This window comes from Escherichia sp. E4930 (genome assembly GCF_005845405.1).
GTDB lineage: Bacteria > Pseudomonadota > Gammaproteobacteria > Enterobacterales > Enterobacteriaceae > Escherichia.
The window spans coordinates 90,451-116,755 of sequence record NZ_VCDZ01000002.1; the positions used below are offsets into that span (position 1 = coordinate 90,451).

26 protein-coding genes are annotated in these 26,305 nt (G+C 48.9%); 13 read left to right on the forward strand and 13 right to left on the reverse strand.

Annotated features, from left to right (window positions below; all coding sequences use genetic code 11):
• Window positions 1-2 precede the first annotated feature (2 nt).
• From yiaM to yiaK, 4 genes are all read right to left on the reverse strand, one after another.
• On the reverse strand, window positions 3-470 hold the full coding sequence (gene yiaM, locus FFT88_RS01535) for a 2,3-diketo-L-gulonate TRAP transporter small permease YiaM (RefSeq protein ID WP_130223023.1): 468 nt from the start codon (window positions 468-470) through the stop codon (window positions 3-5).
• 114 nt (window positions 471-584) lie between these two features.
• On the reverse strand, window positions 585-1,505 hold the full coding sequence (locus tag FFT88_RS01540; RefSeq protein WP_135405307.1) for a DUF4862 family protein: 921 nt from the start codon (window positions 1,503-1,505) through the stop codon (window positions 585-587).
• Between the two features lie 23 nt (window positions 1,506-1,528).
• Window positions 1,529-1,993: a YhcH/YjgK/YiaL family protein gene (locus FFT88_RS01545; protein WP_135405310.1), complete on the reverse strand. Its 465-nt coding sequence runs from the start codon at window positions 1,991-1,993 to the stop codon at window positions 1,529-1,531.
• Between the two features lie 11 nt (window positions 1,994-2,004).
• Window positions 2,005-3,003: a 3-dehydro-L-gulonate 2-dehydrogenase gene (yiaK, locus tag FFT88_RS01550; RefSeq protein WP_135405313.1), complete on the reverse strand. Its 999-nt coding sequence runs from the start codon at window positions 3,001-3,003 to the stop codon at window positions 2,005-2,007.
• 215 nt (window positions 3,004-3,218) lie between these two features.
• Between yiaK and yiaJ the strand changes: the two genes are divergently transcribed.
• Window positions 3,219-4,052: an IclR family transcriptional regulator YiaJ gene (gene yiaJ / locus FFT88_RS01555; RefSeq protein WP_135385348.1), complete on the forward strand. Its 834-nt coding sequence runs from the start codon at window positions 3,219-3,221 to the stop codon at window positions 4,050-4,052.
• A 101-nt stretch (window positions 4,053-4,153) separates the two neighbouring features.
• Window positions 4,154-4,627, forward strand: a complete 474-nt coding sequence (locus FFT88_RS01560) for a 4Fe-4S binding protein (protein ID WP_135405315.1) — start codon at window positions 4,154-4,156, stop codon at window positions 4,625-4,627.
• Window positions 4,628-4,768: 141 nt separating this feature from the next.
• On the opposite strand, the gene avtA is transcribed toward FFT88_RS01560, so the two are convergent.
• Complete coding sequence (avtA, locus tag FFT88_RS01565) at window positions 4,769-6,022, reverse strand: valine--pyruvate transaminase (protein ID WP_130216234.1); 1,254 nt, start codon at window positions 6,020-6,022, stop codon at window positions 4,769-4,771.
• Between the two features lie 174 nt (window positions 6,023-6,196).
• Complete coding sequence (gene malS, locus FFT88_RS01570) at window positions 6,197-8,227, reverse strand: alpha-amylase (protein ID WP_135405317.1); 2,031 nt, start codon at window positions 8,225-8,227, stop codon at window positions 6,197-6,199.
• 320 nt (window positions 8,228-8,547) lie between these two features.
• Between malS and FFT88_RS01575 the strand changes: the two genes are divergently transcribed.
• Window positions 8,548-9,372, forward strand: coding sequence for a protein bax (locus FFT88_RS01575; RefSeq protein WP_130216238.1), 825 nt, complete (start codon window positions 8,548-8,550; stop codon window positions 9,370-9,372).
• A gap of 128 nt (window positions 9,373-9,500) precedes the next feature.
• On the opposite strand, the gene xylR is transcribed toward FFT88_RS01575, so the two are convergent.
• From xylR to xylF, 4 genes are all read right to left on the reverse strand, one after another.
• Window positions 9,501-10,679, reverse strand: a complete 1,179-nt coding sequence (gene xylR / locus FFT88_RS01580) for a D-xylose utilization transcriptional activator XylR (protein WP_130210034.1) — start codon at window positions 10,677-10,679, stop codon at window positions 9,501-9,503.
• 77 nt (window positions 10,680-10,756) lie between these two features.
• Complete coding sequence (gene xylH, locus FFT88_RS01585; RefSeq protein WP_130210036.1) at window positions 10,757-11,938, reverse strand: xylose ABC transporter permease XylH; 1,182 nt, start codon at window positions 11,936-11,938, stop codon at window positions 10,757-10,759.
• Entirely contained in the window at window positions 11,916-13,457 is a 1,542-nt protein-coding gene (locus FFT88_RS01590; protein ID WP_135405320.1) for a D-xylose ABC transporter ATP-binding protein, read from the reverse strand. Before FFT88_RS01590 ends, xylH begins: the two co-directional genes overlap by 23 nt.
• A gap of 77 nt (window positions 13,458-13,534) precedes the next feature.
• Window positions 13,535-14,527, reverse strand: a complete 993-nt coding sequence (gene xylF / locus FFT88_RS01595; RefSeq protein ID WP_130210040.1) for a D-xylose ABC transporter substrate-binding protein — start codon at window positions 14,525-14,527, stop codon at window positions 13,535-13,537.
• A 366-nt stretch (window positions 14,528-14,893) separates the two neighbouring features.
• On the opposite strand from xylF, the gene xylA reads away from it, so the two are divergent.
• The 4 genes from xylA (at window position 14,894) to yiaA (ending at window position 18,733) form a co-directional block, all read left to right on the forward strand.
• Window positions 14,894-16,216, forward strand: coding sequence for a xylose isomerase (gene xylA, locus FFT88_RS01600; RefSeq protein ID WP_064527882.1), 1,323 nt, complete (start codon window positions 14,894-14,896; stop codon window positions 16,214-16,216).
• Window positions 16,217-16,286: 70 nt separating this feature from the next.
• The gene (gene xylB / locus FFT88_RS01605) at window positions 16,287-17,741 is read left to right on the forward strand and encodes a xylulokinase (protein ID WP_135405323.1); all 1,455 of its coding nucleotides are present in this window, start codon (window positions 16,287-16,289) and stop codon (window positions 17,739-17,741) included.
• A 167-nt stretch (window positions 17,742-17,908) separates the two neighbouring features.
• Window positions 17,909-18,250 carry an inner membrane protein YiaB gene (gene yiaB, locus FFT88_RS01610; RefSeq protein ID WP_130210044.1) on the forward strand — a complete coding sequence of 114 codons (342 nt, stop codon included), beginning with the start codon at window positions 17,909-17,911 and terminating at the stop codon, window positions 18,248-18,250.
• 45 nt (window positions 18,251-18,295) lie between these two features.
• Window positions 18,296-18,733, forward strand: coding sequence for an inner membrane protein YiaA (gene yiaA / locus FFT88_RS01615; RefSeq protein WP_130216246.1), 438 nt, complete (start codon window positions 18,296-18,298; stop codon window positions 18,731-18,733).
• A gap of 36 nt (window positions 18,734-18,769) precedes the next feature.
• Here yiaA and wecH read toward each other — a convergent pair whose 3' ends face one another.
• Window positions 18,770-19,765 (reverse strand): O-acetyltransferase WecH, encoded by a 996-nt coding sequence (gene wecH, locus FFT88_RS01620; RefSeq protein ID WP_135405325.1) that lies wholly within the window; start codon window positions 19,763-19,765, stop codon window positions 18,770-18,772.
• Window positions 19,766-19,939: 174 nt separating this feature from the next.
• Here wecH and FFT88_RS01625 point away from each other — a divergent pair, with 174 nt between their 5' ends.
• From FFT88_RS01625 to yidD, 5 genes are all read left to right on the forward strand, one after another.
• On the forward strand, window positions 19,940-20,239 hold the full coding sequence (locus FFT88_RS01625; protein ID WP_135405328.1) for a YsaB family lipoprotein: 300 nt from the start codon (window positions 19,940-19,942) through the stop codon (window positions 20,237-20,239).
• Window positions 20,240-20,333: 94 nt separating this feature from the next.
• Window positions 20,334-21,245, forward strand: a complete 912-nt coding sequence (gene glyQ, locus FFT88_RS01630) for a glycine--tRNA ligase subunit alpha (protein WP_001168544.1) — start codon at window positions 20,334-20,336, stop codon at window positions 21,243-21,245.
• 9 nt (window positions 21,246-21,254) lie between these two features.
• Complete coding sequence (gene glyS, locus FFT88_RS01635) at window positions 21,255-23,324, forward strand: glycine--tRNA ligase subunit beta (protein ID WP_135405330.1); 2,070 nt, start codon at window positions 21,255-21,257, stop codon at window positions 23,322-23,324.
• A gap of 320 nt (window positions 23,325-23,644) precedes the next feature.
• Window positions 23,645-23,797: a type I toxin-antitoxin system toxin HokA gene (hokA, locus tag FFT88_RS01640; protein WP_130223007.1), complete on the forward strand. Its 153-nt coding sequence runs from the start codon at window positions 23,645-23,647 to the stop codon at window positions 23,795-23,797.
• 157 nt (window positions 23,798-23,954) lie between these two features.
• Window positions 23,955-24,335, forward strand: a complete 381-nt coding sequence (gene yidD, locus FFT88_RS01645; RefSeq protein WP_135405333.1) for a membrane protein insertion efficiency factor YidD — start codon at window positions 23,955-23,957, stop codon at window positions 24,333-24,335.
• Window positions 24,336-24,388: 53 nt separating this feature from the next.
• Here the strand turns inward: yidD and cspA are convergent, their stop codons facing one another.
• Together cspA and FFT88_RS01655 are read right to left on the reverse strand one after the other, a co-directional pair.
• Entirely contained in the window at window positions 24,389-24,601 is a 213-nt protein-coding gene (cspA, locus tag FFT88_RS01650; RefSeq protein ID WP_000014594.1) for an RNA chaperone/antiterminator CspA, read from the reverse strand.
• Between the two features lie 281 nt (window positions 24,602-24,882).
• Entirely contained in the window at window positions 24,883-25,173 is a 291-nt protein-coding gene (locus FFT88_RS01655) for an HTH-type transcriptional regulator (RefSeq protein WP_130216258.1), read from the reverse strand.
• A 419-nt stretch (window positions 25,174-25,592) separates the two neighbouring features.
• Here FFT88_RS01655 and FFT88_RS01660 point away from each other — a divergent pair, with 419 nt between their 5' ends.
• The gene (locus tag FFT88_RS01660) at window positions 25,593-26,303 is read left to right on the forward strand and encodes a DUF3053 domain-containing protein (RefSeq protein WP_130216260.1); all 711 of its coding nucleotides are present in this window, start codon (window positions 25,593-25,595) and stop codon (window positions 26,301-26,303) included.
• Window positions 26,304-26,305 lie beyond the last annotated feature (2 nt).

Sequence of the window (26,305 nt, forward strand, 5' to 3'; positions counted from 1 at the left end):
CGTCAGGCTCCTTGTTGGTTTCGGCTGGGGGTATTTGTGAACTGCCGGTATAAGTGACGTAATTCCAGCATCGCGATAATCAGGCTGGTGGGGATAGCGGCGGCGTACATTAAGCCAACGGGGACACCGAGAATGGGAGATAAGTTGCTCCAGTCCTGCGCTGTTTTTTCTATAGCGCCCCAGGCCAGCCCCAGACACAGCAATAAAATGAGCGTATGGGTTAGCAGCGAAACACGTTGTTGATTAGCAGGTGAGAGTTTTTCGACTAAAAAAGTAACCTGCACATGGCTGTTGTCCATATAAGCAACGATAGCGCCAATAAAGGTTAACCAGACAAATAAAAGTCGGGATAATTCATCAATCGATAATATGCTTGTGTGGAATCCATATCGAAGAATTATATTAATAAAAATAATACAAGACAGTATTGCGATGATGATCGCTAGAATGCCTTCGAGTATCCGTTTCATAACGAGTCCTTCTTGTTATGCAATATGTTTTCATTAATTAATGTTGTTGGTATTCGTAATATTTATTGGAAAGCGACTAATCAGACATTCAATGTGCTATTTAAGTGAAACGGATTAACGAGGTTCATTCAGAGTGTGAATGCCGTTACGTAATATTTCGATTCGATGTTGTACATCAGCCGTCGCATTTATTTCTAGCAGCTTGATGCCAGCAAAATGCAATGTTGACGGTTCTGCTGCATTAAATAACTCGCGAACATGGTCTGTGGTCATCAGGCTTTCTGCACAGAAAGGCGCAAACGGCGCGTGTAAATCCTGCCATTCTCCGTATGCTCCGTTTAGCGTCGTACCAGAGAACATCAACCCGCCGAGTTTGCCGGCCTGTTTCGCCATTTGGGTATGGGTCAGCGGCAACGTTGTATTGCGCCCTTCAATGGCGGATCGCGCCCAGTTAATACAGATGCTGATGTCATAATCGGCAATAACTTCCAACACATTTTCTAAAGGCAAAAAGCCTTTGCGTGGAGAGGCAGACGTCATGGCATCGCAGTGTTCGAGCACCAGTTTGCACGGCCAGTCCCAACTGACGATTTCTTTCAACGAGCGGGCAAAAGCATCTGTCGCTTGCATAACATTGGGATTCGTTGCTAACGGTGCAGCCTGGATCTCCAGTGCGAGTACTTTATTTACCTGCAATGAGTTGATTTTATTCAACAAGTGGCGATAGTACGCCACGCACGCCTTGCGTTGCTCTTCATCACTGGAGGCGAGGCCAAAACCGTTGTTTTCGCTGCGGCGACGCATGGTTTCCATCACAGCGGTGACGACAAATTTCCAGCTCTCTGGCGTATGACGGAGTAACCATTGGTCGCCAAGAGGATGAAAATTTTCCAGGCAGGGTTGTTCCAGACCGCAAATATCAGGGGTATCTGATAATTGTCGCCAGAATTCCTTCTCTTCCTCTTCACTTCTTTGGTGAAAAGAAGGTGCACAGGGATACGCACCGATAATATAACCGGCATTATTCGCTTTCATTTTGTGCTCCAGTAATAACTTTTTTATAAAGCAGAGAGGGCCACTTTAACCACGATTTTCCGTATTGCCGTTGTGGCATTTTTATTACATGCCGGGCGGTGAACATCCTGCGGGAAGAAAATAGCGTAGCTACCCGGTATCATTTCTATAAATGATTCATGTTCACTATTGTGATAAAAAATAATATCGCGCTGCTCTAATAGGGATTCGCTGACTTTATTATTTCCTGTATCAATAGCAATGCCGATTTTCTCTTCACCCCACGCCAGGAACTGGATATCGATATAGCGACGATGCACTTCCGGGCGGTTTTCCACCGCCTCGCGCGTCGTTAAATCGATAATTTGCGCATAAATATTTTTACCGTCGATTTCGACAACGCCCGATTCCAGGGCGTTGAAATCGGTAGTGCGCAGAAAATCGAGCGCCTTTTCAATGGCGGCAGGCAAACGGCACGGGTTAGGCTGCGCAATATGTCCAAAAATCATGGCTTATCTCCTTATAACGCCTGGATTTTTTCCCACACACTGTCATCAACGGTGATGCCGTTACGGCGGTTTTCGGCCAGCAGGGTAGTAAATTCGTGGCCGGGTAAGCGAATGGCCTGATTTTCGTCAGCACGCTCGGCACTGGTAACGTAATCCATGATGCGTTGCAGCTTGGCGTCGCGGGTGGTGCCTTCGATCAGTTTGTCTACTTCAATGGCGATAAAGATTTGCGAAATGCCGTATTCGTCGCTGTTATCCTGGGTGACTTCAGCAACCGATGCGCCATCAGAAAGGAGAGTAGCGATCATATCCAGCACAATCGACATGCCCGAACCTTTCCAGTAGCCCATCGGCAAAATGCGGCGATTTTTCTCGATAACGCCAGGTTCTTTGGTCAAATTGCCCTCATCATCAAAGCCACCATCTACCGGGAGCTGACGACCTGCCAGACGGTTAACTTCTAACATGCCGTAGGAAAACATCGACATCGACATATCGACCATGGTGATCGGCGTGGAAGGAATGGCGACGATCAGCGGGTTGGTGCCGATGCGACACTCTTTTGCGCCCCACGGCGGCATTACGGCGATGGAGTTGGTCCAGCAAATGCCAATATAGCCTTTTTCCGCCGCCTGCCAGCCATAGCTGCCACCGCGCATCCAGTGGTTGGCATTACGTAACGCCACCAGGCCAATCCCATGATTTGCCGCCAGTTCAATGGCGCGATCCATCATCTTTTTCGCCGTCAGGTTACCGATCGAACGCTGGGCGTCCCACTGCTCAATTGCGCCGAGGCTGGTCACGCGTTTTGGTTGGGCGTCAGGAATGATATCGCCATTATCCAGTTGTTGAATGAAGCGTGGGAAACGGTTAACACCGTGAGAATAAACGCCGGACTCGGTGGTGCGGGCGAACATCTCTGCACAGGCATCGGCCGTTTCGCTGTCAACACCACGTGAAATTAATACCCGATTAAAGGCTGTTTTTAACTGCTCAAATGTCACTTTCATCCCTGGCTTCCTTGTTTTTTTTGATCGCTTTTTTGTCTTTAAATTTCAATATGCGAAATTTGATTTCAAATATATCGATCGCGTTTTAACAAAGCAATCCGCGCCGTGAATTTCAAAAATCATTAAAATCAAATGGTTGCAAATTATCTGCCCAGATCGTGAACTATGACACACTTTGCGCTACCATCAGGACGCGACAAAAGGGGAACCTGGACATGGGGAAAAAAGAGGGCGAGATGACGCAAGAAAAAGAAAGGCCAGCCGGAAGCCAGAGCCTATTTCGTGGTTTGATGTTAATTGAGATCCTCAGCAACTATCCAAACGGTTGCCCGCTGGCGCATCTTTCGGAACTGGCAGGTTTAAATAAGAGTACCGTCCATCGCTTATTGCAGGGGTTACAATCCTGTGGCTATGTGACTACCGCGCCCGCCGCAGGGAGTTACCGCCTGACCACCAAATTTATTGCCGTCGGTCAGAAGGCTCTGTCTTCGCTGAATATTATTCATATTGCTGCGCCGCATCTTGAGACGCTGAACATTGCCACCGGAGAAACCATTAACTTCTCCAGCCGCGAAGATGATCACGCTATTTTGATTTATAAACTGGAACCTACTACCGGTATGCTACGAACCCGCGCCTATATTGGCCAGCATATGCCGCTCTACTGTTCCGCAATGGGTAAGGTCTACATGGCGTTTGGTCACCCGGACTACGTGAAATCGTATTGGGAAAGCCATCAGAATGAAATTCAGCCGTTAACCCGCAATACCATTACCGAACTGCCTGCGATGTTCGACGAACTGGCGCACATTCGTGAAAGCGGAGCGGCGATGGACAGAGAAGAAAACGAACTCGGCGTCTCCTGTATTGCTGTTCCGGTGTTTGATATTCATGGGCGGGTGCCGTACGCCGTGTCGATTTCGCTTTCGACATCACGGTTGAAACAGGTGGGGGAGAAAAATCTCCTGAAACCACTGCGTGAAACCGCGCAGGCTATTTCTAATGAGCTGGGATTTACTGTCAGGGACGACCAGGGCGCGATCACATAACGCTTTGGACAAGTGCCAAAACTTTAACATTTCCTTCGTTGGATCAAAGCAGTAGGGACGCGCTCTCTGGCACTCTGCTGTTTTAGTGCAAAGGAGTGATCATGAACCGGTTTATTATTGCGGATGCGACGAAATGTATCGGTTGCCGTACCTGTGAAGTGGCTTGCGCAGTGTCGCATCAGGAAAATCAGGATTGCTCTGCGTTGTCGCCGGGCGAGTTTATTTCCCGTATTCGTGTTATTAAAGACCACAGCTGGACCACGGCAGTAGCCTGTCATCAGTGTGAAGATGCACCGTGCGCGAATGTCTGCCCTGTTGACGCGATAAGCCGCGAACATGGGCATATTTTCGTTGAACAATCACGTTGCATTGGCTGTAAAAGCTGTATGCTGGCTTGCCCGTTTGGTGCGATGGAGGTCGTTTCTTCGCGCAAAAAGGCGAGGGCGATTAAGTGTGACCTGTGCTGGCATCGGGCGACGGGACCGGCTTGTGTTGAAGCCTGCCCGACAAAGGCGTTGCAGTGTATGGATGTCGAAAAAATCCAGCGTCAACGGTTACACCAGCAACCTGTTTGAGATTTTATTCCGGCGATTCTCATCGCCGGAATAGTGCACTTTGTTTATGCCGGATGCGGCGTGAACACCTTATTCGGCCTACAAATTCAATTGATTGCAGAAATTATGTAGGTCTGATAAGCGCAGCGCATCAGGCAATTTTTAATGGCTTTCAGCCCAGGCGCGTTCAATCTCTTCCGCCAGAATCTTCACACCCGCCTCAATTTTCTCCGGCTCTGGTACGTAGTTCATGCGCATACATTGATGCGTATGCGGCCACGGTTTATCCAGCCCTGGGAAGAAGTTGTGGCCTGGCACCATCAGCACGCCGCGCGCTTTCAGGCGCTGATAGAGTTGCTCGGTGGTAATCGGCAAATCCTTAAACCATAACCAGAGGAATATTGCCCCTTCTGGTTTATGAATCAGGCAGCGATCTTCCGGTAAATAGCGGCGAATGATGGCGATAGTCTCCTGAACACGCTGGTAATAGAACGGCTTGATGACCGTTTCTGACAGGCGCAGCAGATCGTTACGCTTAATCATTTCACACATTATCGCCGGACCAATGCCGCCAGGCGCGAGACTGATAATGCCGTTCATATTAGTGATGGCGGTGATGATTTTTTCATTGGCGATGATAATGCCGCAGCGCGAACCTGGCAGACCTAGCTTGGAAAGGCTCATGCATAGCACGATATTCGGATTCCACAGCGGGCGCGCTTCGCTAAAGATGATGCCCGGGAACGGGACGCCATAGGCGTTATCAATCACCAGCGGGATCCCGTGCTGATTCGCCAGCGCATCCAGCTTCAGCAACTCTTCATCGGTTATCACATTACCTGTTGGGTTCGTCGGTCGCGAGACGCAAATCATCCCCGTCTCTTCGCCAATGCGCAGATGTTCGAAATCGACGTGATATTTAAACTGGCCCTCTGGCAGTAGTTCGATATTCGGACGCGTAGAGACAAACAGATCCTCTTCCAGCCCGGCATCCGCGTAGCCAATATATTCCGGTGCCAGCGGGAACAGTACTTTTTTGACCCGGCCATCGGCACGGCGTCCGGCAAACAGGTTAAATAAGTAGAAAAAGGCGCTCTGGCTACCGTTTGTTAGTGCAATATTCTGTGGTTCGATATCCCAACCCAGCTTCTCGCGTAACATACCGGCAAGCAGAGACAGCAGCTCCGTTTTCCCCTGTGGCCCATCGTAATTGCACAGCGCATCAGTGGCTTTGCCACTTTCCAGCATGTCGGTTAGCAGCGTCTGGAAATAGTCCTGCATTTCCGGGATCTGCGCCGGATTGCCGCCGCCAAGCATAATCGCGCCGGGGGTGCGTAAACCGTCGTTCAGATCTTCCATCAGCAGCGTAATGCCGGAGTGGCGGGTAAATTTGTCACCAAAAAGGGAGAATGTCATAGCGGGATATCTGTCGAACTCTGTAGCAAGGAAGGTAACAATAACGCTACATTTGCCGGGGTGCAAATCACGCCGTTGACGGTGGATTGACACTTTATGCTGTGGTTTTCGATTAGGCTGGTATTTTAGGCTGCGTGGCTTCCCGACGTACTGCCGCACGGGAAGCCGGAAAAGTTACTGTTGCCCCGCCCAGACGACCATTACTTTATCGTCGCCGTGTTCACGGACAAATCCGTACCCCTGTTTCAGCGAAAGCGCCGTTTGTTTGCCTGCGCCAATGGCTGGATGCCGTGCGCGGAACTGACTGATGCGCTGCCAGTGCGCGACGCTGGCGGTAGATTTACCACTGATATCCTGCCAGTTCATATCAGAACGTGTGCCTTGTAGGGGATCAGAACCGGTGGGACCGAACGGACGTAAGGATTCATCACCGTAAAAGATTTGCACTGCACCTGGCGCGAGTAACAATAACTCTGCTGCTTTGTCGCCCCCTTCGCGGAACAAGCGGGTATCATGCGAGGAGAGATAGCTCAACACGTTGAAATCCTGCAATTTCTCCGCCATTTGCTGCCAGGTGGTATCTATCTGCGCAAGACAATCGACTGCTTTCGCCGCCTGCTCCTGATAATCGAAATTGATCATCGCATCGAAGCCGTGGCGATAGTAGTCACTTTGCATCACGCCGTGGCCCCAGGCCTCGCCGGTCATCCAGAAAGGTTTGTCATCTAATGCTTTCTCGGGGTTAGCTTTTTTCCATTCGCGAAGTGCGGCGCTGGCCTGAGTTTTCAGTTGCTGCCAGGCGGGCAACTCAACATGTTTGGCGGTATCGACCCGAAAACCATCAATACCGTAGTCGCGGACCCATTGACTTAACCAGTGGGTTAAGTAATCGCGCGGCGTATAGCCGTTAATGGCTTTGGCGTGGGTATCCGGTTTGTTTTTATAGAACACCGGCAGACCAGAAGCGGTAGTTGATTCGGTTTTGATATCCGGCAAAAAGGCTAGCGACATGGTGAGATCGTCGAATCCAGGATTGTCGTAATCGCCGATATCGGTACGGATCCAGTTTTTCCCCCACCATTTATCCCAGCCTGTTTTGTCGCTGAAATTAATGTAATCGTTAAAGCTATGCCAGGTTTGCCCGGCGGTAGGTTTCCAGTCGCTCCAGCGTTCACCCAGCGTTTTTTTCACTTCGTCACCTGAAAGGTATAACGCGCCAAACTGATACTCCTGCATATCTGCCAGTGTGGCATAGCCGGTGTGGTTCATCACCACATCAAAAATAATGCGGATACCGCGCTGGTGCGCGCTATCAACCAGCGTCCGTAGATCTGCTTCGTTGCCCATATTGGCATCAAGATTCGTCCAGTCCTGTGTGTAATATCCGTGGTAGGCATAATGTGGGAAATCGCCTTTTGTACCGCCGCCGACCCAGCCGTGAATTTGCTCAAATGGGGCGCTTATCCATAAAGCATTGACGCCCAGCTGCTGGAGATAATCCAGTTTGTTGGTCAGGCCGCGTAAATCACCGCCGTGGAAAGTGCCAATTTCCTCCATGCCGTCTTTATGACGTCCGTAGCTCTGGTCATTGCTGGGATCGCCGTTTTCGAAACGGTCTGTTAGCACAAAGTAAACCGTGGCGTTATGCCAGTCGAAAGGGGCAGGTGCGTCAGTTTCCGCGCGTTCCAACAGAAGTAAACCATTGCTGGTGGCGGCAGGTTGTAACGTTATTTGGCCGTTCTTCACCGTCGCGATTTGCTGGCTGTAATAATCCCGGACTACCGTACCTTCCGGGAAAGTGCCGCTGACATTAAGCGTCAGTGGTTTTCCATCCCATTTGGGGCATTCGCGGACCTGTTTTGCTACCGGTTCGGCGGTGTTCTGGACCGAAATCATCAACGTTGGTGTGCCGGAGCGGGTATTTATTTGCAGCGTATATTCACCGTTCCTGAACAATCGCCACTGAGGGGGCGTGCTGTCGCAAGGTTTGAGAGAAAGCATCTGATTGAGTTTTATCGCATCCGCAGGCTGCCAGCATTGTTGGTTAAAATTTAGCGTCAGCGGTCGCGTACCTTTGGTCAGCTGGGCATGACTAACAAATGTTCCTGCACTTTGTTCAGCAAAGGTGGGAAATCCCTGAGATGTCCAGTCGGCGGCAATGGCAACACTGGGCAGGAGTATCAGAAAACAGGCGGCAAGTTTCATAACGGATGGGTCCTTGTTGCTGCGAATTTCACCAGTTTGCCAGTGATAATACTGGTAAAACTCATCCCTGATGAGGATTGCGCCAGGATGAGACGAAAGGGGGAGTATTTCACCTGAGATTTAAGTTTATTTTTTGCGATAAACCCCACATTTTCTGCGATTTAGCGCCAATCTGAACGGTTAACACGTGACATAGTTTCAGATTTGGACTATTCCTTGGGGTGCTCTTGACAGCTATTTTTGATATGATTTGAGATTCAACTCTCAAATTTGTGAAAAATATAAGGTGTTGGAATGATTAAATCCGACCAGGAGAACTGATGATTTTGACTCCCATACGACGATATGGGGCGATGATTCTTATGTTACTCACTCTGATGTTTTCGAGTGAGGTGTTAGCGAAAACGCACACGACAACAGCGAGTCAAAAGTCCCACATAACCAAAGCTAGTAATAAACAGGTAAGCAGTAAACAAGAGTATTCTCGCAATAGTGCAAAGAGCAGTTCACTTCCTGATTTGCGAAAATACCCTTCCGGAACACCAAGGAAAAAAGCGTTTCTCCGGACCGTAATGCCTTACATTACCAGCCAAAATGCTGCCATTACGGCGGAACGTAACTGGCTGATTTCAAAACAGTACCAGGGCCAATGGTCGCCTGCAGAGCGTGCGCGTCTGAAAGACATCGCCAAACGCTATAAGGTGAAGTGGTCTGGTAATACACGAAAAATCCCGTGGAATACGCTGCTTGAACGCGTAGACATTATCCCGACCAGTATGGTGGCGACGATGGCTGCGGCAGAAAGTGGTTGGGGGACGTCGAAGCTGGCGCGTAACAACAACAACCTGTTTGGCATGAAGTGTGGCAAAGGTCGTTGTAATAATGGTCCGGGTAAAGTGAAAGGCTATTCTCACTTTGATTCTGTCAAAGAGTCGGTGAGCGCCTATGTTACTAACCTGAATACGCACCCGGCTTACGCTTCGTTCCGTAAATCACGTGCACAATTGCGTAAAGCTGATCAGGAAGTCACCGCCACAGCGATGATTCACAAGCTGAAAGGTTATTCAACGAAGGGACAGAGTTATAACAACTACCTGTTCGCGATGTACCAGGATAACCAGCGGTTAATCGCTGCGCATATGTAATTGCATTCCCTCGAGCCTTATCCGACTTGTTGGTCGGATAAGGCTTTTGCTCGCATCAGGCGGTTGTGCTGCGTTACCTGATGCGACGCTGGCGCGTCTTATCATGCCTGGCGGCTTTTCCCCTCCTGCTACAGCAGGACCTCGCTGTTTACATCGCGATACTCTTTCGGCGTTGTGTCATATGCTTTTTTAAATACAGAGTAGAAATATTGCAACGATGGATAACCGCACATTTGCGATATTTCGTTGATTGATAAGGTTGTTGAAATTAGCAGGCTGCGCGCTTTCTCCAGCTTCTCGGCATGAATCATTGCGTGAATGGTTTCGCCCACCTCTTCTTTAAAACGCTTCTCAAGATTGGAGCGTGATATGCCAACAGCGTCCAGCACCTGATCCACTTTAATCCCTTTGCAGGCATGATTGCGGATGTAATGCATGGCCTGAATAACAGCCGGGTCGGTCAACGAACGGTAATCTGTAGAACGCCGTTCAATGACGCGTACTGGCGGGACCAAAATCCGCTGCAACGGCATCGCTTCTTTATCTAACAACCGATGCAGAAGTTTTGCCGCCTGATAGCCCATTTGCCGTGCGCCCTGGGCAACCGAAGAAAGCGCGACGCGAGAAAGATAGCGGGTCAGCTCTTCGTTATCGATGCCAATTACGCATAGTTTTTCCGGTACGGGAATATGCAGATGCTCGCAAACTTGCAGAATATGCCGCGCCCGGGCGTCAGTAACGGCAATAATCCCGGTTTGCGGTGGCAGCGTTTGCAACCAGTCGGCCAACCGGTTTTGCGCGTGCTGCCAGTTTTCTGGTGCAGTTTCCAGTCCCTGATAAACGACACCACGGTACTTTTCTTCGGCAACAAGCTGGCGAAAAGCATATTCGCGTTCGGCTGCCCATCTTTTGCCACTCGACTCTGGCAGACCATAAAAAGCAAAGCGGTTAACGCCTTTTTCTTTTAAATGCAAAAATGCGCTTTCAACCAGCGCATAGTTATCAGTGGCAATGTAATGTACGGGCGGATAGCTTTCTGCCAGGTGATACGAGCCGCCAACCCCGACAATGGGGACATCGACATCAGCCAACGCTTGCTCGATTTGTTTATCGTCAAAGTCGGCAATAACGCCATCTCCTAACCAGTCCTTGATTTTATCAATGCGGGCGCGGAAATCTTCTTCAATGAAAATATCCCATTCCGATTGTGACGCCTGTAAATATTCCCCCACACCTTCTACAACTTGACGGTCATAGGCTTTATTAGCATTGAACAGTAATGTGATTCGGTGACGTTTAGTAAACATGGTTCTTTTCCTGCTGAATCATGCAAAAACTCAAAACCGGCAACACGTTACCGGTTTTGAGAAAATTTTTATCAAAATCAGGAACGGCGTTTGGTTGCGGAGTCCATCCATACTGCCAGCAACAGAATCGCACCTTTGACGATATACTGCCAGAAGGTCGGAACATCCATCATACTCATGCCGTTATCCAGCGAAGCCATGATGAATGCCCCCATCACAGCCCCCGCAACACTCCCTACGCCGCCAGCCAGACTGGTGCCGCCAATCACGCAGGCTGCAATGGCATCCAGTTCGGCGATATTACCGGCAGAAGGCGAGCCTGCACCAAGCCGTGAACTGAGGATTAACCCCGCGATGGCCACCATCAAACCGTTGATAGCAAACACGACAAGTTTGGTGCGTTCTACGTTAATCCCGGAGAGTCGCGCCGCTTCCAGATTGCCGCCAATAGCGTAAATGCGCCGCCCGAAAGCTGTCCTTGTTGCCATAAACATGCCGCCGAGTAACAGCAACGTCAGCAGCAGGACAGGAGTAGGAACGCCACGGTAATCATTCAGTAGCCAGATTGCGCCTAATACGATGATGGCGGTCAAAGCCTGGCGACCGACCACCGCTGTAGATGCCGGAGACTGTAAACCCAAAGCTTGTCGGCGCATTCTTCCACGCCATTGCCAGCCGACAAAAGCCATTAAGCCAAGCGCGCCAATAATGAAACCGGTGCTGGCGGGTAGATAGCTCTGTCCAATTTGTGACATCGCGGCGCTGGTGGGTGAAACCGTCGTACCGTTGGTGATGCCAATGAGGATGCCGCGAAATGCCAACATGCCCGCCAGGGTGACAATAAATGAAGGCACTTTGCGGTACGCGACCCACCAACCATTCCATGCGCCGAGAAGCAGGCCCAGAACCAGCGTCACAATAATGGTGAGCGGCAGAGGCCAGCCTAACCAGACGTCGCAGATAGCGGCGACGCCGCCTAATAGCCCCATCATCGAGCCGACCGAGAGGTCGATTTCGGCAGAAATTATGACGAACACCATCCCTACCGCAAGGATGCCGGTAATCGCGGTCTGGCGCAGCAAGTTGGAGACGTTACGGGCGCTTAAATAGGCGCCGTCAGTAGTCCAGGTAAAGAACAGCATGATGGCGATGATTGCTGCAATCATCACGAAAACTTGTAAATTCAGTGACTTCAGCACAGAGAAGCCACCGGATGTCGGTACGGCTAATTTCACTTCAGACGGATTGCTTTTCGACATGATGTTCGCTCCTCAATGCGGCTTCCATCACCTGCTCCTGAGTCAGGTTATGATTTATCAGGTTGGCTTTTAGTTTTCCTTCATGCATCACCAGTACGCGATCGCTAAGACCAAGTACTTCAGGTAATTCAGAAGAGATGACAATAACGGCGATACCCTGCTGGACGAGTTGGTTAATTAATTTGTAGATCTCGTATTTCGCGCCAATATCGATACCCCTGGTAGGTTCATCAAGAATGAGAATGCGCGGGTTGAGTAACAGACAGCGTGCCAGGATCGCTTTTTGTTGATTGCCGCCGCTTAAACGTCCAATAGCAAGTTCCGGAGACGACGTTTTCACTTTGAGTCGCTGGATAGATTCCAGAATACATTTTTGCTCTGCGGCATCATCAAGCTGGCTAATACCCCCGGTAAATTTGTTGAGTGCGGCGAGGGTAATATTTTTACCAACCGCCATTACCGGAACGATGCCATCACGCTTTCTGTCTTCTGGCACCATTGCAATACCCTGGGCGATGGCTTGCTGGCAATTACGAATATCCACTTGTTTGCCATCAATATAGATTTTCCCTTCCCATTGTCCGGGCCAAACGCCAAAAAGGCATTGAATAGTTTCGGTGCGACCAGCGCCGACCAGTCCAGCAATCCCCAGTATTTCGCCACGTTTCAGGGAAAACGAGACATCGTTAACCCGTTTAATATGACGATTAACCGGATGCCATGCCGTCAGATGTTCTATGCGTAATATTTCATCGCCAGTGGTATGTGGTTCGTTTGGGTACAGTGCCGTTAATTCTCGCCCAACCATCATGGTGATAATATCGTCTTCGCTCATTCCGGCTGCATCACGCGTACCTATGTGTTGACCGTCGCGAATAACACAAATTGTGTCGGAAATCGCTTTGACTTCGTTGAGCTTGTGAGAAATATAGATACATGCGATGCCGTGTTGTTGCAGATCGCGAATAATATCCAGTAAAACTGTGGTTTCCAGCTCAGTTAATGAGGCGGTTGGTTCATCGAGAATTAATAAACGCACCTGTTTATTTAGTGCCTTGGCAATTTCAACGAGTTGTTGTTGCCCAAGCCCTAAATCACCAACGCGGGTATCCGGTGAAATGGATAAGCTGACTTGCGCTAACAGTTTCTGACAGCGTAGCGTCATCTGGTCATAATCCATGACTCCATTGCGGGTTATCTCATTGCCAAGAAAGATATTTTCCAGCACGGTCAATTCTTTCACCAATGCTAATTCCTGGTGAATGATGGCAATACCTTTGCGTTCGGTATCGCGGATGTGACTTGCCTGTATTACTTCACCAGCAAAAGTAATTTCGCCTTCGTAACTGCCAAAGGGATAAATTCCGCATAGCACTTTCATTAATGTTGATTTACCAGAACCGTTCTCACCGCAAAGTGAGACGATCTCACCAGCATTTAGCCGCAAACTGACGTTATCTATCGCCTTTACGCTGCCGAAAGTTTTGGTAATGCTCTTCATTTCAAGTAGATAAGACATAACGACTCCACCTAAGCCAATCAGTTCATGCGGCATGGAGAGAAATCACGTCCCCGTTGTCGACAGGGACGTAACGCTTAAAGCTCGCTCTCCTTGTGGAAACCGTCTTTAATCACCGTGTCTTTGATGTTGTTTTTATTCACATCAATAGGTGTCAGCAGGCGGGATGGAACATCTTTCAGCCCATTATTCAGCGTGGTATCTGCTTTAGGTTGTTGATCGTTACCCAGTTCAACGGCAATTTCCGCGGCAGTATTTGCCAGAAGAGTAATCGGTTTATACACCGTCATGGTTTGCGTACCCGCAGCAATACGTTTAATGCCGGCGAGATCCGCATCCTGACCGGAAATGGCGACTTTCCCTGACAAACCTTGCGCGCTTAATGCCTGAATAGCCCCGCCAGCAGTAGCATCGTTAGAAGCAACAACAGCGTCAATTTTGTTATTGTTGGCGGTCAACGCGTTTTCCATAATTTTCAGCGCGTTTTCTGGTAACCAGCCATCAACCCATTGGTCGCCTACGACTTTAATTTTCCCGGAGTCGACGTAAGGTTTTAATACTTTCATTTGCCCGGCGCGGAAAAGCTTAGCGTTGTTATCTACCGGAGAGCCGCCCATCAGGAAATAATTTCCTTGCGGGACGATATCGACCAGCGCTTTTGCTTGTAGTTCACCCACTTTTTCGTTATCGAAAGAAATATAAAAGTCGATATCAGCATCATTAATCATGCGGTCGTAAGCTAATACTTTAATGCCTTCTTGTTTTGCTTCTTTTACAACGTTACTTAATACCTGTCCGTTATACGGAATAATGACAAGAACATCGACTCCCCGGTTAATCATGTTTTCAATCTGCGACATTTGAGTTTCTTCGTTGCCATTTGCAGACTGCACAAATACTTTGGCGCCGAGAGATTCAGCTTTTTTCACGAAAATATCCCGGTCTTTCTGCCAGCGCTCAAGACGGAGATCATCAATAGCCATACCGATTTTGACTTCTTTAGCATGTGCCGCAACGTTGGTTAGCAGAAGTGAGGTGCACAGGGTGAGTAAAATGTTCTTTATTTTCATGGTTCAGAGGCCTTCTTTTGTTAGAGGGTAGCTTTAAAAAGTAACAATCACCGCGTTAAACGTGACCAATTTTTAGCAACTAAATGGGGGAAAACAATTACAGATTTTTATCTTTCGATTACGATTTTTCGTTTATTTCTTGATTTATGACCGAGATCTTATTTTTGTTGGTTAATCGAATTTGTTGCATTTTTCTCTTCGAGTAATTACCCAATTTCATCATTCCATTTTATTTTGCGAGCGAGCGCACACTTGTGAATTATCTCAATAGCAGTGTGAAATAACATAATTGAGCAACTTAAAGGGTGTGCCCAATATTACGACATCATCCATCACCCGCGGCATTACCTGATTATGGAGTTCATTATGCAAGCTTATTTTGACCAGCTCGATCGCGTTCGTTATGAAGGCCCGAAATCCTCTAACCCGTTAGCATTCCGTCACTACAACCCCGACGAATTGGTGTTGGGTAAGCGTATGGAAGACCATTTGCGTTTTGCCGCTTGCTACTGGCACACCTTCTGCTGGAACGGGGCGGATATGTTTGGCGTAGGCGCGTTTAACCGTCCCTGGCAGCAACCTGGCGAGGCGCTGGCATTGGCGAAGCGTAAAGCAGATGTCGCATTTGAGTTTTTCCACAAATTACATGTGCCTTTTTATTGCTTCCACGATGTGGACGTTTCCCCGGAAGGCGCATCGTTAAAAGAGTACATCAATAACTTTGCGCAAATGGTCGATGTGCTGGCAGGTAAACAAGAAGAGAGCGGCGTGAAACTGCTGTGGGGAACCGCTAACTGCTTTACTAACCCACGTTATGGTGCAGGCGCAGCTACGAATCCCGACCCGGAAGTTTTCAGCTGGGCAGCAACACAAGTCGTTACGGCGATGGAAGCGACGCATAAACTGGGTGGTGAAAACTATGTGCTGTGGGGCGGTCGCGAAGGTTACGAAACGCTGCTGAATACCGATTTGCGTCAGGAGCGTGAACAGATTGGCCGCTTTATGCAGATGGTGGTTGAGCATAAACATAAAATCGGTTTCCAGGGTACTCTGCTTATCGAACCGAAACCGCAAGAGCCGACCAAACATCAATATGATTACGATGCCGCGACGGTCTACGGCTTCCTGAAGCAGTTTGGCCTGGAAAAAGAGATTAAACTGAATATTGAAGCAAACCATGCAACGTTGGCGGGTCACTCTTTCCACCATGAAATTGCCACCGCCATTGCGCTTGGTCTGTTCGGTTCTGTCGATGCTAACCGTGGTGACGCGCAGTTGGGCTGGGATACCGACCAGTTCCCGAACAGCGTGGAAGAAAATGCGCTGGTGATGTATGAAATTCTCAAAGCGGGCGGTTTTACCACCGGTGGTTTGAACTTCGATGCCAAAGTACGTCGTCAGAGCACCGATAAATATGACCTGTTCTACGGTCATATTGGCGCGATGGATACGATGGCACTGGCGCTGAAAATTGCAGCACGCATGATTGAAGACGGTGAGCTGGATAAACGCGTCGCGCAACGTTATTCCGGCTGGAATAGCGAACTGGGCCAGCAAATTCTGAAAGGCCAAATGTCACTGGCGGATTTAGCAAAATATGCCCAGGAACATAATCTTGCACCGGTGCATCAGAGTGGTCGCCAGGAGCAGTTAGAAAATCTGGTAAACCATTATCTGTTCGACAAATAACGGCTAACTGTGCAGTCCGTTGGCCCGGTTATCGGTAGCGATACCGGGCATTTTTTAAGGAACGATCGCTATGTATATCGGGATAGATCTTGGCACATCGGGCGTGAAAGTCATTCTGCTCAACGAACAGGGTGAGGTAATTGCTTCACAAACAGAAAAGCTGACCGTTTCGCGCCCGCATCCCCTCTGGTCTGAACAAGACCCGGAACAGTGGTGGCAGGCAACAGATCGTGCAGTGAGAACGCTTGCGCGACAATATTCTTTGCAAGAGGTTAAGGCGTTAGGTATTGCCGGACAGATGCACGGAGCAACGTTACTTGATGCTCGGCAGCAGGTATTACGTCCAGCGATTTTGTGGAATGACGGGCGCTGTGCGCAAGAGTGCGCTTTGCTTGAAACACGAGTCCCGGATTCGCGCGCTATAACCGGCAATCTGATGATGCCCGGATTTACCGCGCCTAAGCTGCTGTGGGTGCAACGCCATGAGCCAGATATATTCCGTCAGGTAGACAAGGTTTTATTGCCAAAAGATTATTTGCGTCTGCGTATGACCGGAGAGTTTGCCAGTGATATGTCTGATGCGGCAGGCACCATGTGGCTGGATGTCGCGAAGCGTGACTGGAGTGATGTCATGCTGCAAGCTTGCCAGCTGTCCCGTGACCAGATGCCAGCATTATACGAAGGCAGTGAAATTACCGGGACTTTGCTACCCGAGGTGGCAAAAGCATGGGGAATGGCGGCAGTGCCTGTTGTCGCGGGCGGCGGCGATAATGCGGCTGGCGCGGTTGGTGTGGGTATGGTTGATGCCAACCAGGCAATGCTGTCGCTGGGAACTTCTGGTGTTTATTTTGCGGTGAGCGAAGGGTTCTTAAGCAAGCCGGAAAGCGCCGTACACAGCTTTTGCCATGCATTACCACAGCGTTGGCATTTAATGTCGGTGATGTTGAGTGCGGCATCGTGTCTGGATTGGGCTGCGAAATTAACCGGCCTGAGTAATGTCCCAGGCTTAATTGCAGCTGCGCAACAGGCAGATGAAAGTGCCGAGCCAATCTGGTTTTTGCCTTATCTTTCCGGCGAGCGTACCCCGCACAATAATCCACAGGCGAAGGGGGTTTTCTTTGGCCTGACCCATCAACACGGCCCTAATGAACTGGCGCGAGCAGTGCTGGAAGGCGTGGGTTATGCGCTGGCCGATGGCATGGATGTAGTGCACGCCTGCGGCATTAAACCGCAAAGTATTACCCTGATTGGTGGTGGAGCGCGTAGTGAGTACTGGCGTCAGATGCTGGCGGATATCTGCGGTCAGCAGTTGGATTACCGCACGGGTGGTGATGTAGGGCCTGCACTGGGCGCAGCAAGGTTGGCGCAGATTGCGGTGAATCCAGATAAATCGCTCAGTGAATTGTTGCCGCAACTGCCGTTAGAGCAGTCGCATATGCCGAACGCGCAGCATCATGCCGCTTATCAGCCACGACGCGAAACATTCCGTCGTCTCTATCAGCAACTTCTGCCACTAATGGCGTAAACGTATCCCCTGCCTGGCCGGGCAGGGAATAATTCTCGTCTATATATACTATCAATTCATTAATATTTCATATGAATTTATTCTGAAAATCATTTGTTAATGGTGTTTTTCAGTTTTGTCTTTCGTTGGTTAATCGTAATGTATCGCTGGTAGATATGGAGATCATTATGAAAACCTCAAAGACTGTGGCAAAACTATTATTTGTTGTCGGGGCGTTGGTTTATCTGGTTGGGCTATGGATCTCATGCCCATTGTTAAGCGGCAAAGGCTATTTTCTCGGCGTGTTAATGACGGGAACGTTTGGCAATTATGCTTATCTTCGTGCTGAAAAACTCGGGCAACTGGATGACATGTTTATTCGCATCTGCCAGTTAGTTGCGTTAATCACTATCGGTCTGTTGTTTATCGGTGTTTTAAATGCACCTATCAATGCTTATGAAATGGTGATCTACCCCATCGCCTTTTTTGTCTGCTTGTTTGGTCAAATGCGTTTGTTTCGCTCGGCATGAGCAACATAAAGCTCTTACACATTCAGGAATGAAAGGAATACTGTGATGGAAAACAAAATATCAACCTATTCTCCAGCATTTAGCATTGTGTCATGGATAGCGCTTGGCGGCGGTATTGTTACCTATTTATTAGGGCTATGGAATGCGGAAATGCAATTAAATGAAAAAGGATATTACTTTGCTGTTCTGGTGCTAGGACTATTTTCAGCCGCATCTTATCAAAAAACTGTGCGGGACAAATATGAAGGCATACCCACTACATCCATTTATTATATGACCTGTCTGGTTGTCTTTATCATTTCTGTCGCATTACTGATAGTTGGTCTGTGGAATGCAACATTATTACTCAGCGAAAAAGGGTTTTATGGCCTGGCCTTCTTTTTAAGTTTGTTTGGTGCAGTAGCAGTACAGAAGAATATTCGTGATGCTGGAGTTAACCCATCAAAAGAAACTGTGGTTGCTCAGGAAGAATATAGCGAATAATCCTTGCAAGCCCGGTCAGTGTGACCGGGCTTTTGCTCAACTTACGAATCTGTTTCGGTCGATTCGTTGCACCAGCACAGAAAGTAATAAGCTTGTGGCCAGCGTGGCGCAGAAGATCCAGATAATATCCAGTATTGGCCAGTTTTTAAGCTCAATCCCCCGGGTACGCAGCGCATGGATAATCAAAGCGTGGAACCCGTATATACCTAAAGAATGGCGTGATATCAGCCCAAGCCCGGGAACAGTGTGTGTATCCAGCGTATTTTTTACCAGAGTCAGTAACGCGATTGCGCAGATAAAAACCATCGGTCCGCAATAGAGATACCAGGTATCGGCAAAATTTCCGCGCCACTGTAATTCATATAATGTCCCGCGAGAGATGATAAATACCCCCGCAACAAACAGTACGGCGCTCACCCACGACAGTGATTTATGTTGCGTATCCATCATGCCAATGGCGCGGCCCAACATGCCATACAGGATGTAGTAAAAAGTATCGCCATTGATATATAAGTTAATCGGTAGCCATTCGAAGCCGTCGATCTTCTGTGGCACTGTGTTTGGGTTAGCGATGATGCCAATCACCACCATGAGTACCAGCAACATTTTACCGCTAACGTTTTTCACCTGAACCAGCGGCGAAACCAGATAAATCACCGCAATCGCGAAGAAAAACCATAAGTGATAAAACACAGGCTTTTGTAGCAGGTTTTTCAGCGCTAACTCCACATTGATAGCGGTAAAAAGCGCAATGTAGATCAACGCGATGACACTATAAAACAGCAGACATAAGCCAATACGCAAGAAATGACGGGGCTGGGCGCTACGTTCGCCAAAAAAGAGATAGCCTGAAATCATGAAAAATAGCGGCACGCTGACACGGGAGGCAGAATTTAGAACATTCGCGATATCCCAGGTTATGGGGCTAACGCTATGGGCGTTAGTTACATACCAGGTGGTGGTATGAATCATCACCACCATTAAACAGGCTATCCCTCGCAGGTTATCAATCCAATAAATTTTGGGCTGCATCTGTGTCTCTGTAACTGGTTAAAAAAAGGTCTGACCGATAAATCATTCAGCTGGTGCACTGGAATAATCCGAGTTTTATCTCTACAGCTTATAGAGGCTTGAGGAAATTCGTTAGATTCAGCCACTATACCGATATTAATAATAAGACTCACCTGCAAATAAGACGGTAATTTAATGATGATGAACTATTTCTTTCCAGCAATGGCACTTATTGTGTTAGTGGGATGCTCGACACCGCCACCCGAGCAGAAAGCACAGCGGGTAAAGGTTGAGCCGCTGCGTTCATTGAATATGGAAGCGTTGTGCAAGGAGCAGGCAGCAAAACGTTATAACACCGGTGAGCAAAAAATCGACGTCACCGCATTTGAACAGTTCCAGGGGAGCTACGAAATGCGTGGTTATACCTTCCGGAAAGAGCAGTTTGTCTGTTCTTTTGACGCAGATGGCCATTTTTTGCATCTTTCCATGCGTTAAGCCCTGCTTTTTCCCGTTTCGTACTGTATATCTTCCATCCAGCGGGTATACTGATCCCTTCCTTTAAATCCACACGTATCCAGCACGAAATAATATGCAAAAGTTTGATACCAGGACCTTCCAGGGCTTGATCCTGACCTTACAGGATTACTGGGCTCGCCAGGGCTGCACCATTGTTCAACCATTGGACATGGAAGTCGGCGCGGGAACCTCTCACCCAATGACCTGTCTGCGCGCGCTGGGGCCAGAACCGATGGCGGCTGCTTATGTTCAGCCTTCTCGTCGCCCGACCGATGGTCGCTACGGCGAAAACCCCAACCGTTTACAGCACTACTATCAGTTCCAGGTGGTCATTAAGCCATCGCCGGACAATATTCAGGAGCTGTACCTCGGTTCTCTGAAAGAGCTGGGCATGGACCCGACTATCCACGATATCCGTTTCGTGGAAGATAACTGGGAAAACCCGACGCTGGGTGCCTGGGGGCTGGGCTGGGAAGTGTGGCTGAACGGCATGGAAGTGACGCAGTTCACTTACTTCCAGCAGGTTGGTGGTCTGGAGTGTAAACCGGTTACCGGCGAGATCACCTACGGTCTGGAACGTCTGGCAATGTACATTCAGGGCGTAGACAGCGTTTACGACCTGGTCTGGAGCGACGGCCCGCTGGGTAAAACCACCTACGGCGACGTGTTCCATCAGAACGAAGTGGAGCAGTCCACTTACAACTTCGAATACGCGGATGTGGACTTCCTGTTCACCTGCTTCGAGCAATATGAGAAAGAAGCGCAGCAGTTGCTGGCGCTGGAAAATCCGCTGCCGCTGCCAGCCTACGAGCGTATTCTGAAAGCCGCCCACAGCTTCAACTTGCTGGATGCGCGTAAAGCCATCTCCGTCACTGAGCGTCAGCGCTATATTCTGCGCATTCGCACCCTGACTAAAGCAGTGGCAGAAGCATACTACGCTTCCCGTGAAGCCCTCGGCTTCCCGATGTGCAACAAAGATAAGTAAGAGGCGGCTATGTCTGAGAAAACTTTTCTGGTGGAAATCGGCACTGAAGAGCTGCCACCAAAAGCACTGCGCAGCCTGGCTGAGTCCTTTGCTGCGAACTTTACTGCGGAGCTGGATAACGCTGGCCTCGCACACGGTACCGTTCAATGGTTTGCTGCTCCGCGTCGTCTGGCGCTGAAAGTAGCTAACCTGGCGGAAGCGCAACCGGATCGTGAAATCGAAAAACGCGGCCCGGCGATTGCCCAGGCGTTCGATGCCGAAGGTAAACCGAGCAAAGCGGCAGAAGGTTGGGCGCGTGGTTGCGGTATTACCGTTGACCAGGCTGAGCGTCTGACTACCGATAAAGGCGAATGGCTGCTGTATCGCGCCCATGTGAAGGGCGAAAGCACCGAAGCACTGCTGCCGAATATGGTTGCGACTTCGCTGGCGAAACTGCCGATTCCGAAATTGATGCGCTGGGGTGCAAGCGACGTGCATTTTGTGCGTCCGGTGCACACCGTGACCCTGCTGCTGGGCGACAAAGTCATTCCGGCAACCATTCTGGGGATTCAGTCCGATCGCGTGATTCGCGGTCACCGCTTTATGGGCGAACCGGAATTCACTATCGACAATGCCGATCAGTATCCGGAGATTCTGCGTGAGCGCGGTAAAGTCATCGCCGATTACGAAGAACGTAAAGCGAAGATTAAAGCCGATGCTGAAGAAGCGGCGCGTAAGATTGGCGGTAACGCTGACTTAAGCGAAAGTCTGCTGGAAGAAGTGGCTTCTCTGGTTGAATGGCCGGTTGTTCTGACCGCGAAATTCGAAGAGAAATTCCTCGCGGTGCCGTCTGAAGCACTGGTTTACACCATGAAAGGTGACCAGAAGTACTTCCCGGTGTATGCGAACGACGGCAAACTGCTGCCGAACTTCATCTTCGTTGCCAACATCGAATCGAAAGATCCGCAGCAAATTATCTCTGGTAACGAGAAAGTCGTTCGTCCACGTCTGGCAGATGCCGAGTTCTTCTTCAACACTGACCGTAAAAAACGTCTTGAAGATAACCTGCCGCGCCTGCAAACCGTGCTGTTCCAGCAACAGCTGGGTACGCTGCGCGACAAAACTGACCGCATCCAGGCGCTGGCTGGCTGGATTGCTGAACAGATTGGTGCAGACGTTAACCACGCTACCCGTGCGGGCCTGCTGTCTAAGTGCGACCTGATGACCAACATGGTCTTCGAGTTCACCGACACCCAGGGCGTTATGGGGATGCACTACGCGCGTCACGATGGCGAAGCGGAAGATGTTGCTGTTGCGCTGAATGAGCAGTATCAGCCGCGCTTTGCCGGTGATGACCTGCCGTCCAACCCGGTAGCTTGTGCGCTGGCGATTGCTGACAAGATGGACACCCTGGCGGGTATCTTCGGTATCGGTCAGCATCCGAAAGGCGACAAAGACCCGTTTGCGCTGCGTCGTGCGGCCCTTGGCGTGCTGCGCATTATCGTCGAGAAGAACCTCAACCTTGATCTGCAAACGCTGACTGAAGAAGCGGTGCGTCTGTATGGCGATAAGCTGACTAATGCCAACGTGGTTGATGATGTTATCGACTTTATGCTCGGTCGCTTCCGCGCCAGGTATCAGGACGAAGGTTACACCGTTGACACCATCCAGGCGGTACTGGCGCGTCGTCCGACCCGTCCGGCAGATTTCGATGCCCGTATGAAGGCGGTATCGCATTTCCGTACCCTGGATGCAGCTGCTGCACTGGCGGCGGCGAACAAACGTGTATCCAACATTCTGGCGAAATCTGACGAAGTGCTGAGCGACCGCGTGAATGCCTCTACCCTGAAAGAGCCGGAAGAAATTAAACTGGCGATGCAGGTGGTTGTTCTGCGAGACAAACTGGAGCCGTACTTTGCTGAAGGTCGTTACCAGGATGCGCTGGTCGAACTGGCCGAGTTGCGTGAACCTGTCGATGCTTTCTTCGATAAAGTGATGGTCATGGTTGATGATAAAGATCTGCGTATCAACCGCCTGACCATGCTGGAAAAACTGCGCGAATTGTTCCTGCGCGTTGCGGATATTTCGCTGTTGCAGTAATAACAGCGTTATTAAATAGCCTGCCACTTGGCAGGCTTTTTTTATCGCTAATAATACAGCTACCTTTAATAATTTTCTGCTGAATAAAAATTATCTCATATATTAATTTCATGAGATTTTTTTAGGATTTTATTAAGGAGAGGAAAGGAATTTATTACGCTAGAATAGCTGCGGGTGCTTGAGACTGTTTGTCTCAGGTATCACCGAAAGGCAGACAGAGAAAAGCCCCACCTGACTATAAATCAAAGTGAGGCTACCCTATGCCTGAACACCATAAGGTTAGCCTCTTACTCGTTGGAAATCAACACAGGAGGCTGGGAATGCCGCAGAAATATAAATTGCTTTCTTTAATAGTGATTTGTTTTACGCTTTTATTTTTCACCTGGATGATAAGAGATTCACTGTGTGAATTGCATATTAAACAGGAGAGTTATGAGCTGGCGGCAGTTTTAGCCTGCAATTTGAAAGAGTAAGAGTCTTCGGCGGGAAGTTATTCCCGCCTTTCTTCCGGTGTTGGGTATTCTCAATGCACCCTAATTTATTTCCTTGATGAATATTATTTAAAAAATACGAACGGATTTGGCTATTAAATAGGTTTTTAATTGAGAACAGGAATGGTTCGGAGCCTTCATGAATAAACTGCTTTTACTGTTGATAATGCTTTATCAACGACATCTTTCTCCTCGCAAAGGATATCGCTGTGCTTACAGTGTGTTGTACCAAACGCAGGGATGTTCGGGGGCAGTCAAAGAGATTATTCAACAGAAAGGTGTTATTGCAGGCTGGGGCGAGATACGTCAGCGTTTTGCAGATTGCCGACTTGCGGCACAGACAATCAGGCAGAAGCAACACCTGAACGAGGTTATACGTAAAAAGAAGAATAATGAGTGTAATGATTGTGATTGTTCCGGGTGTGATGGTACGGTCTGTCGTGATTGCCACATCCCGGTGCCGGATCTGGATTGTTCCTGGGACTGTTCTTCTTTACATATAAGGCGGTTTTTCCAATAAAAAAATCCCCGCCAAATGGCAGGGATCTTAGATTCTGTGCTTTTAAGCAGAGATTACAGGCTGGTTACGTTACCAGCTGCTGGGCCTTTAGCGCCGCTTTCGATGGTGAAGGACACTTTCTGACCTTCGTCCAGAGATTTGTAACCATCGTTCTGGATAGCAGAGAAGTGTACGAACACGTCTTTAGAGCCATCGTCAGGAGTGATGAAGCCGAAGCCTTTGTCAGCGTTGAACCATTTTACGATACCAGTCATTTTACCGGACATAGTGTATTACCTTTAATAATTAAGTGTGCCTTTCGGCGATATGGCGTGCTTTACAGATTTTGAAGCGTTAAAGGAAATGTGCACTACGAGGGGTATCAACGATAACTCTTGAAGGGACTTGCCTTACTACACTGCTTTAATGGTCTGTACGTCAAACCGTTGATGTGCATTAAGCCACGCATTGGAGGTGGATGCAACAATTATTTTTCAAATTTATGATTAATCGGTCGGAAAACGGCCCTGTCATCAGGACCGTAAACATCAAAAAAGTTAATAAAACTCTATTCCATCAACTGCTTACTTAATGCCGGATTGGCCTGAATCAGACGCATTAATTTTAGTTCAGCACTGGAAGGCTTCACTCGTCTGGATTCCCATTCCTTTACCATCGCAACGGATACGCCCAAAACACGGGCGAAATCATCAATTTTTAACCCCGTTCCTTTGCGTAATTGCTCAATCTCGGTACAGGGCGTAGGTCTGTGCGTCAGGGTAATCTTCTGTGTTTCATCTTTAAAAACAATTTGTTCCAGGCTGCTCAACAGCTCAAGCATTGGATCTTTATATTCCATTGAAAACTCCTCAAATCACACTGCGGGATCGTGAATTGCATTGAAGCTCATTAAGAATAGTCGGGAAAAACTGACTCAGCGGGAAGCAGCCGGAGTGCGATTCGATTCAGCTTATCAATAACTGTGACTTATAGTTGCCTAACGATATGATTAATGCCGATATATTTCGCAGAATCCCGAATTGTAAAGATTCCGAAAATTTCACTTAGCGAAGAGAAGTAAGGTCCTGGCTAAAAAACGCAATAGCAATGCCTGTTTTTAACAATGAAACAACAAATTAACCTTCCTTCATTTTCTACATCATTTTCCCAGGAAGATTATGCATAAAGGGTATCTTGCAAGCTTGTCCTGGACTATCCTTGTCACGTCAGACACGCGTGTGTCGTTGTGCGCTTTTTTTGGGTGAAAGGAGTAAGAAAATGGCGACAGGAAAGTCCTGCTCTCGCTGGTTTGCGCCTCTTGCGGCGTTATTAATGGTAGTTAGCCTGAGTGGGTGTTTTGATAAAGAAGGCGATCAGCGTAAAGCGTTTATCGACTTCCTGCAGAATACAGTGATGCGTAGCGGTGAACGTCTACCAACCCTGACTGCCGATCAGAAAAAACAATTTGGTCCTTTTGTCTCTGATTACGCGATTCTGTATGGCTATTCCCAACAGGTGAATCAGGCGATGGATTCCGGTCTGCGTCCGGTTGTAGACAGCGTTAACGCAATTCGTGTACCACAGGATTATGTCACGCAAAGTGGTCCGCTGCGTGAAATGAACGGTTCGCTGGGTGTATTGGCGCAACAGCTACAAAATGCGAAGTTGCAGGCCGATGCTGCGCACTCTGCGCTGAAACAGACTGATGACCTGAAACCGGTCTTTGATCAGGCATTCACCAAAGTGGTGACGACACCGGCTGATGCGTTACAACCGTTGATTCCGGCGGCACAAACCTTTACACAACAACTGGTAATGGTTGGTGACTATATTTCCCAGCAGGGTACTCAGGTAAGCTTTGTGGCGAATGGCATTCAGTTCCCGACTTCGCAGCAGGCGAGTGAATATAACAAGCTGATTGCGCCATTACCGGCACAGCATCAGGCGTTTAATCAGGCCTGGACCGCAGCAGTAACTGCAACCCAATAAAG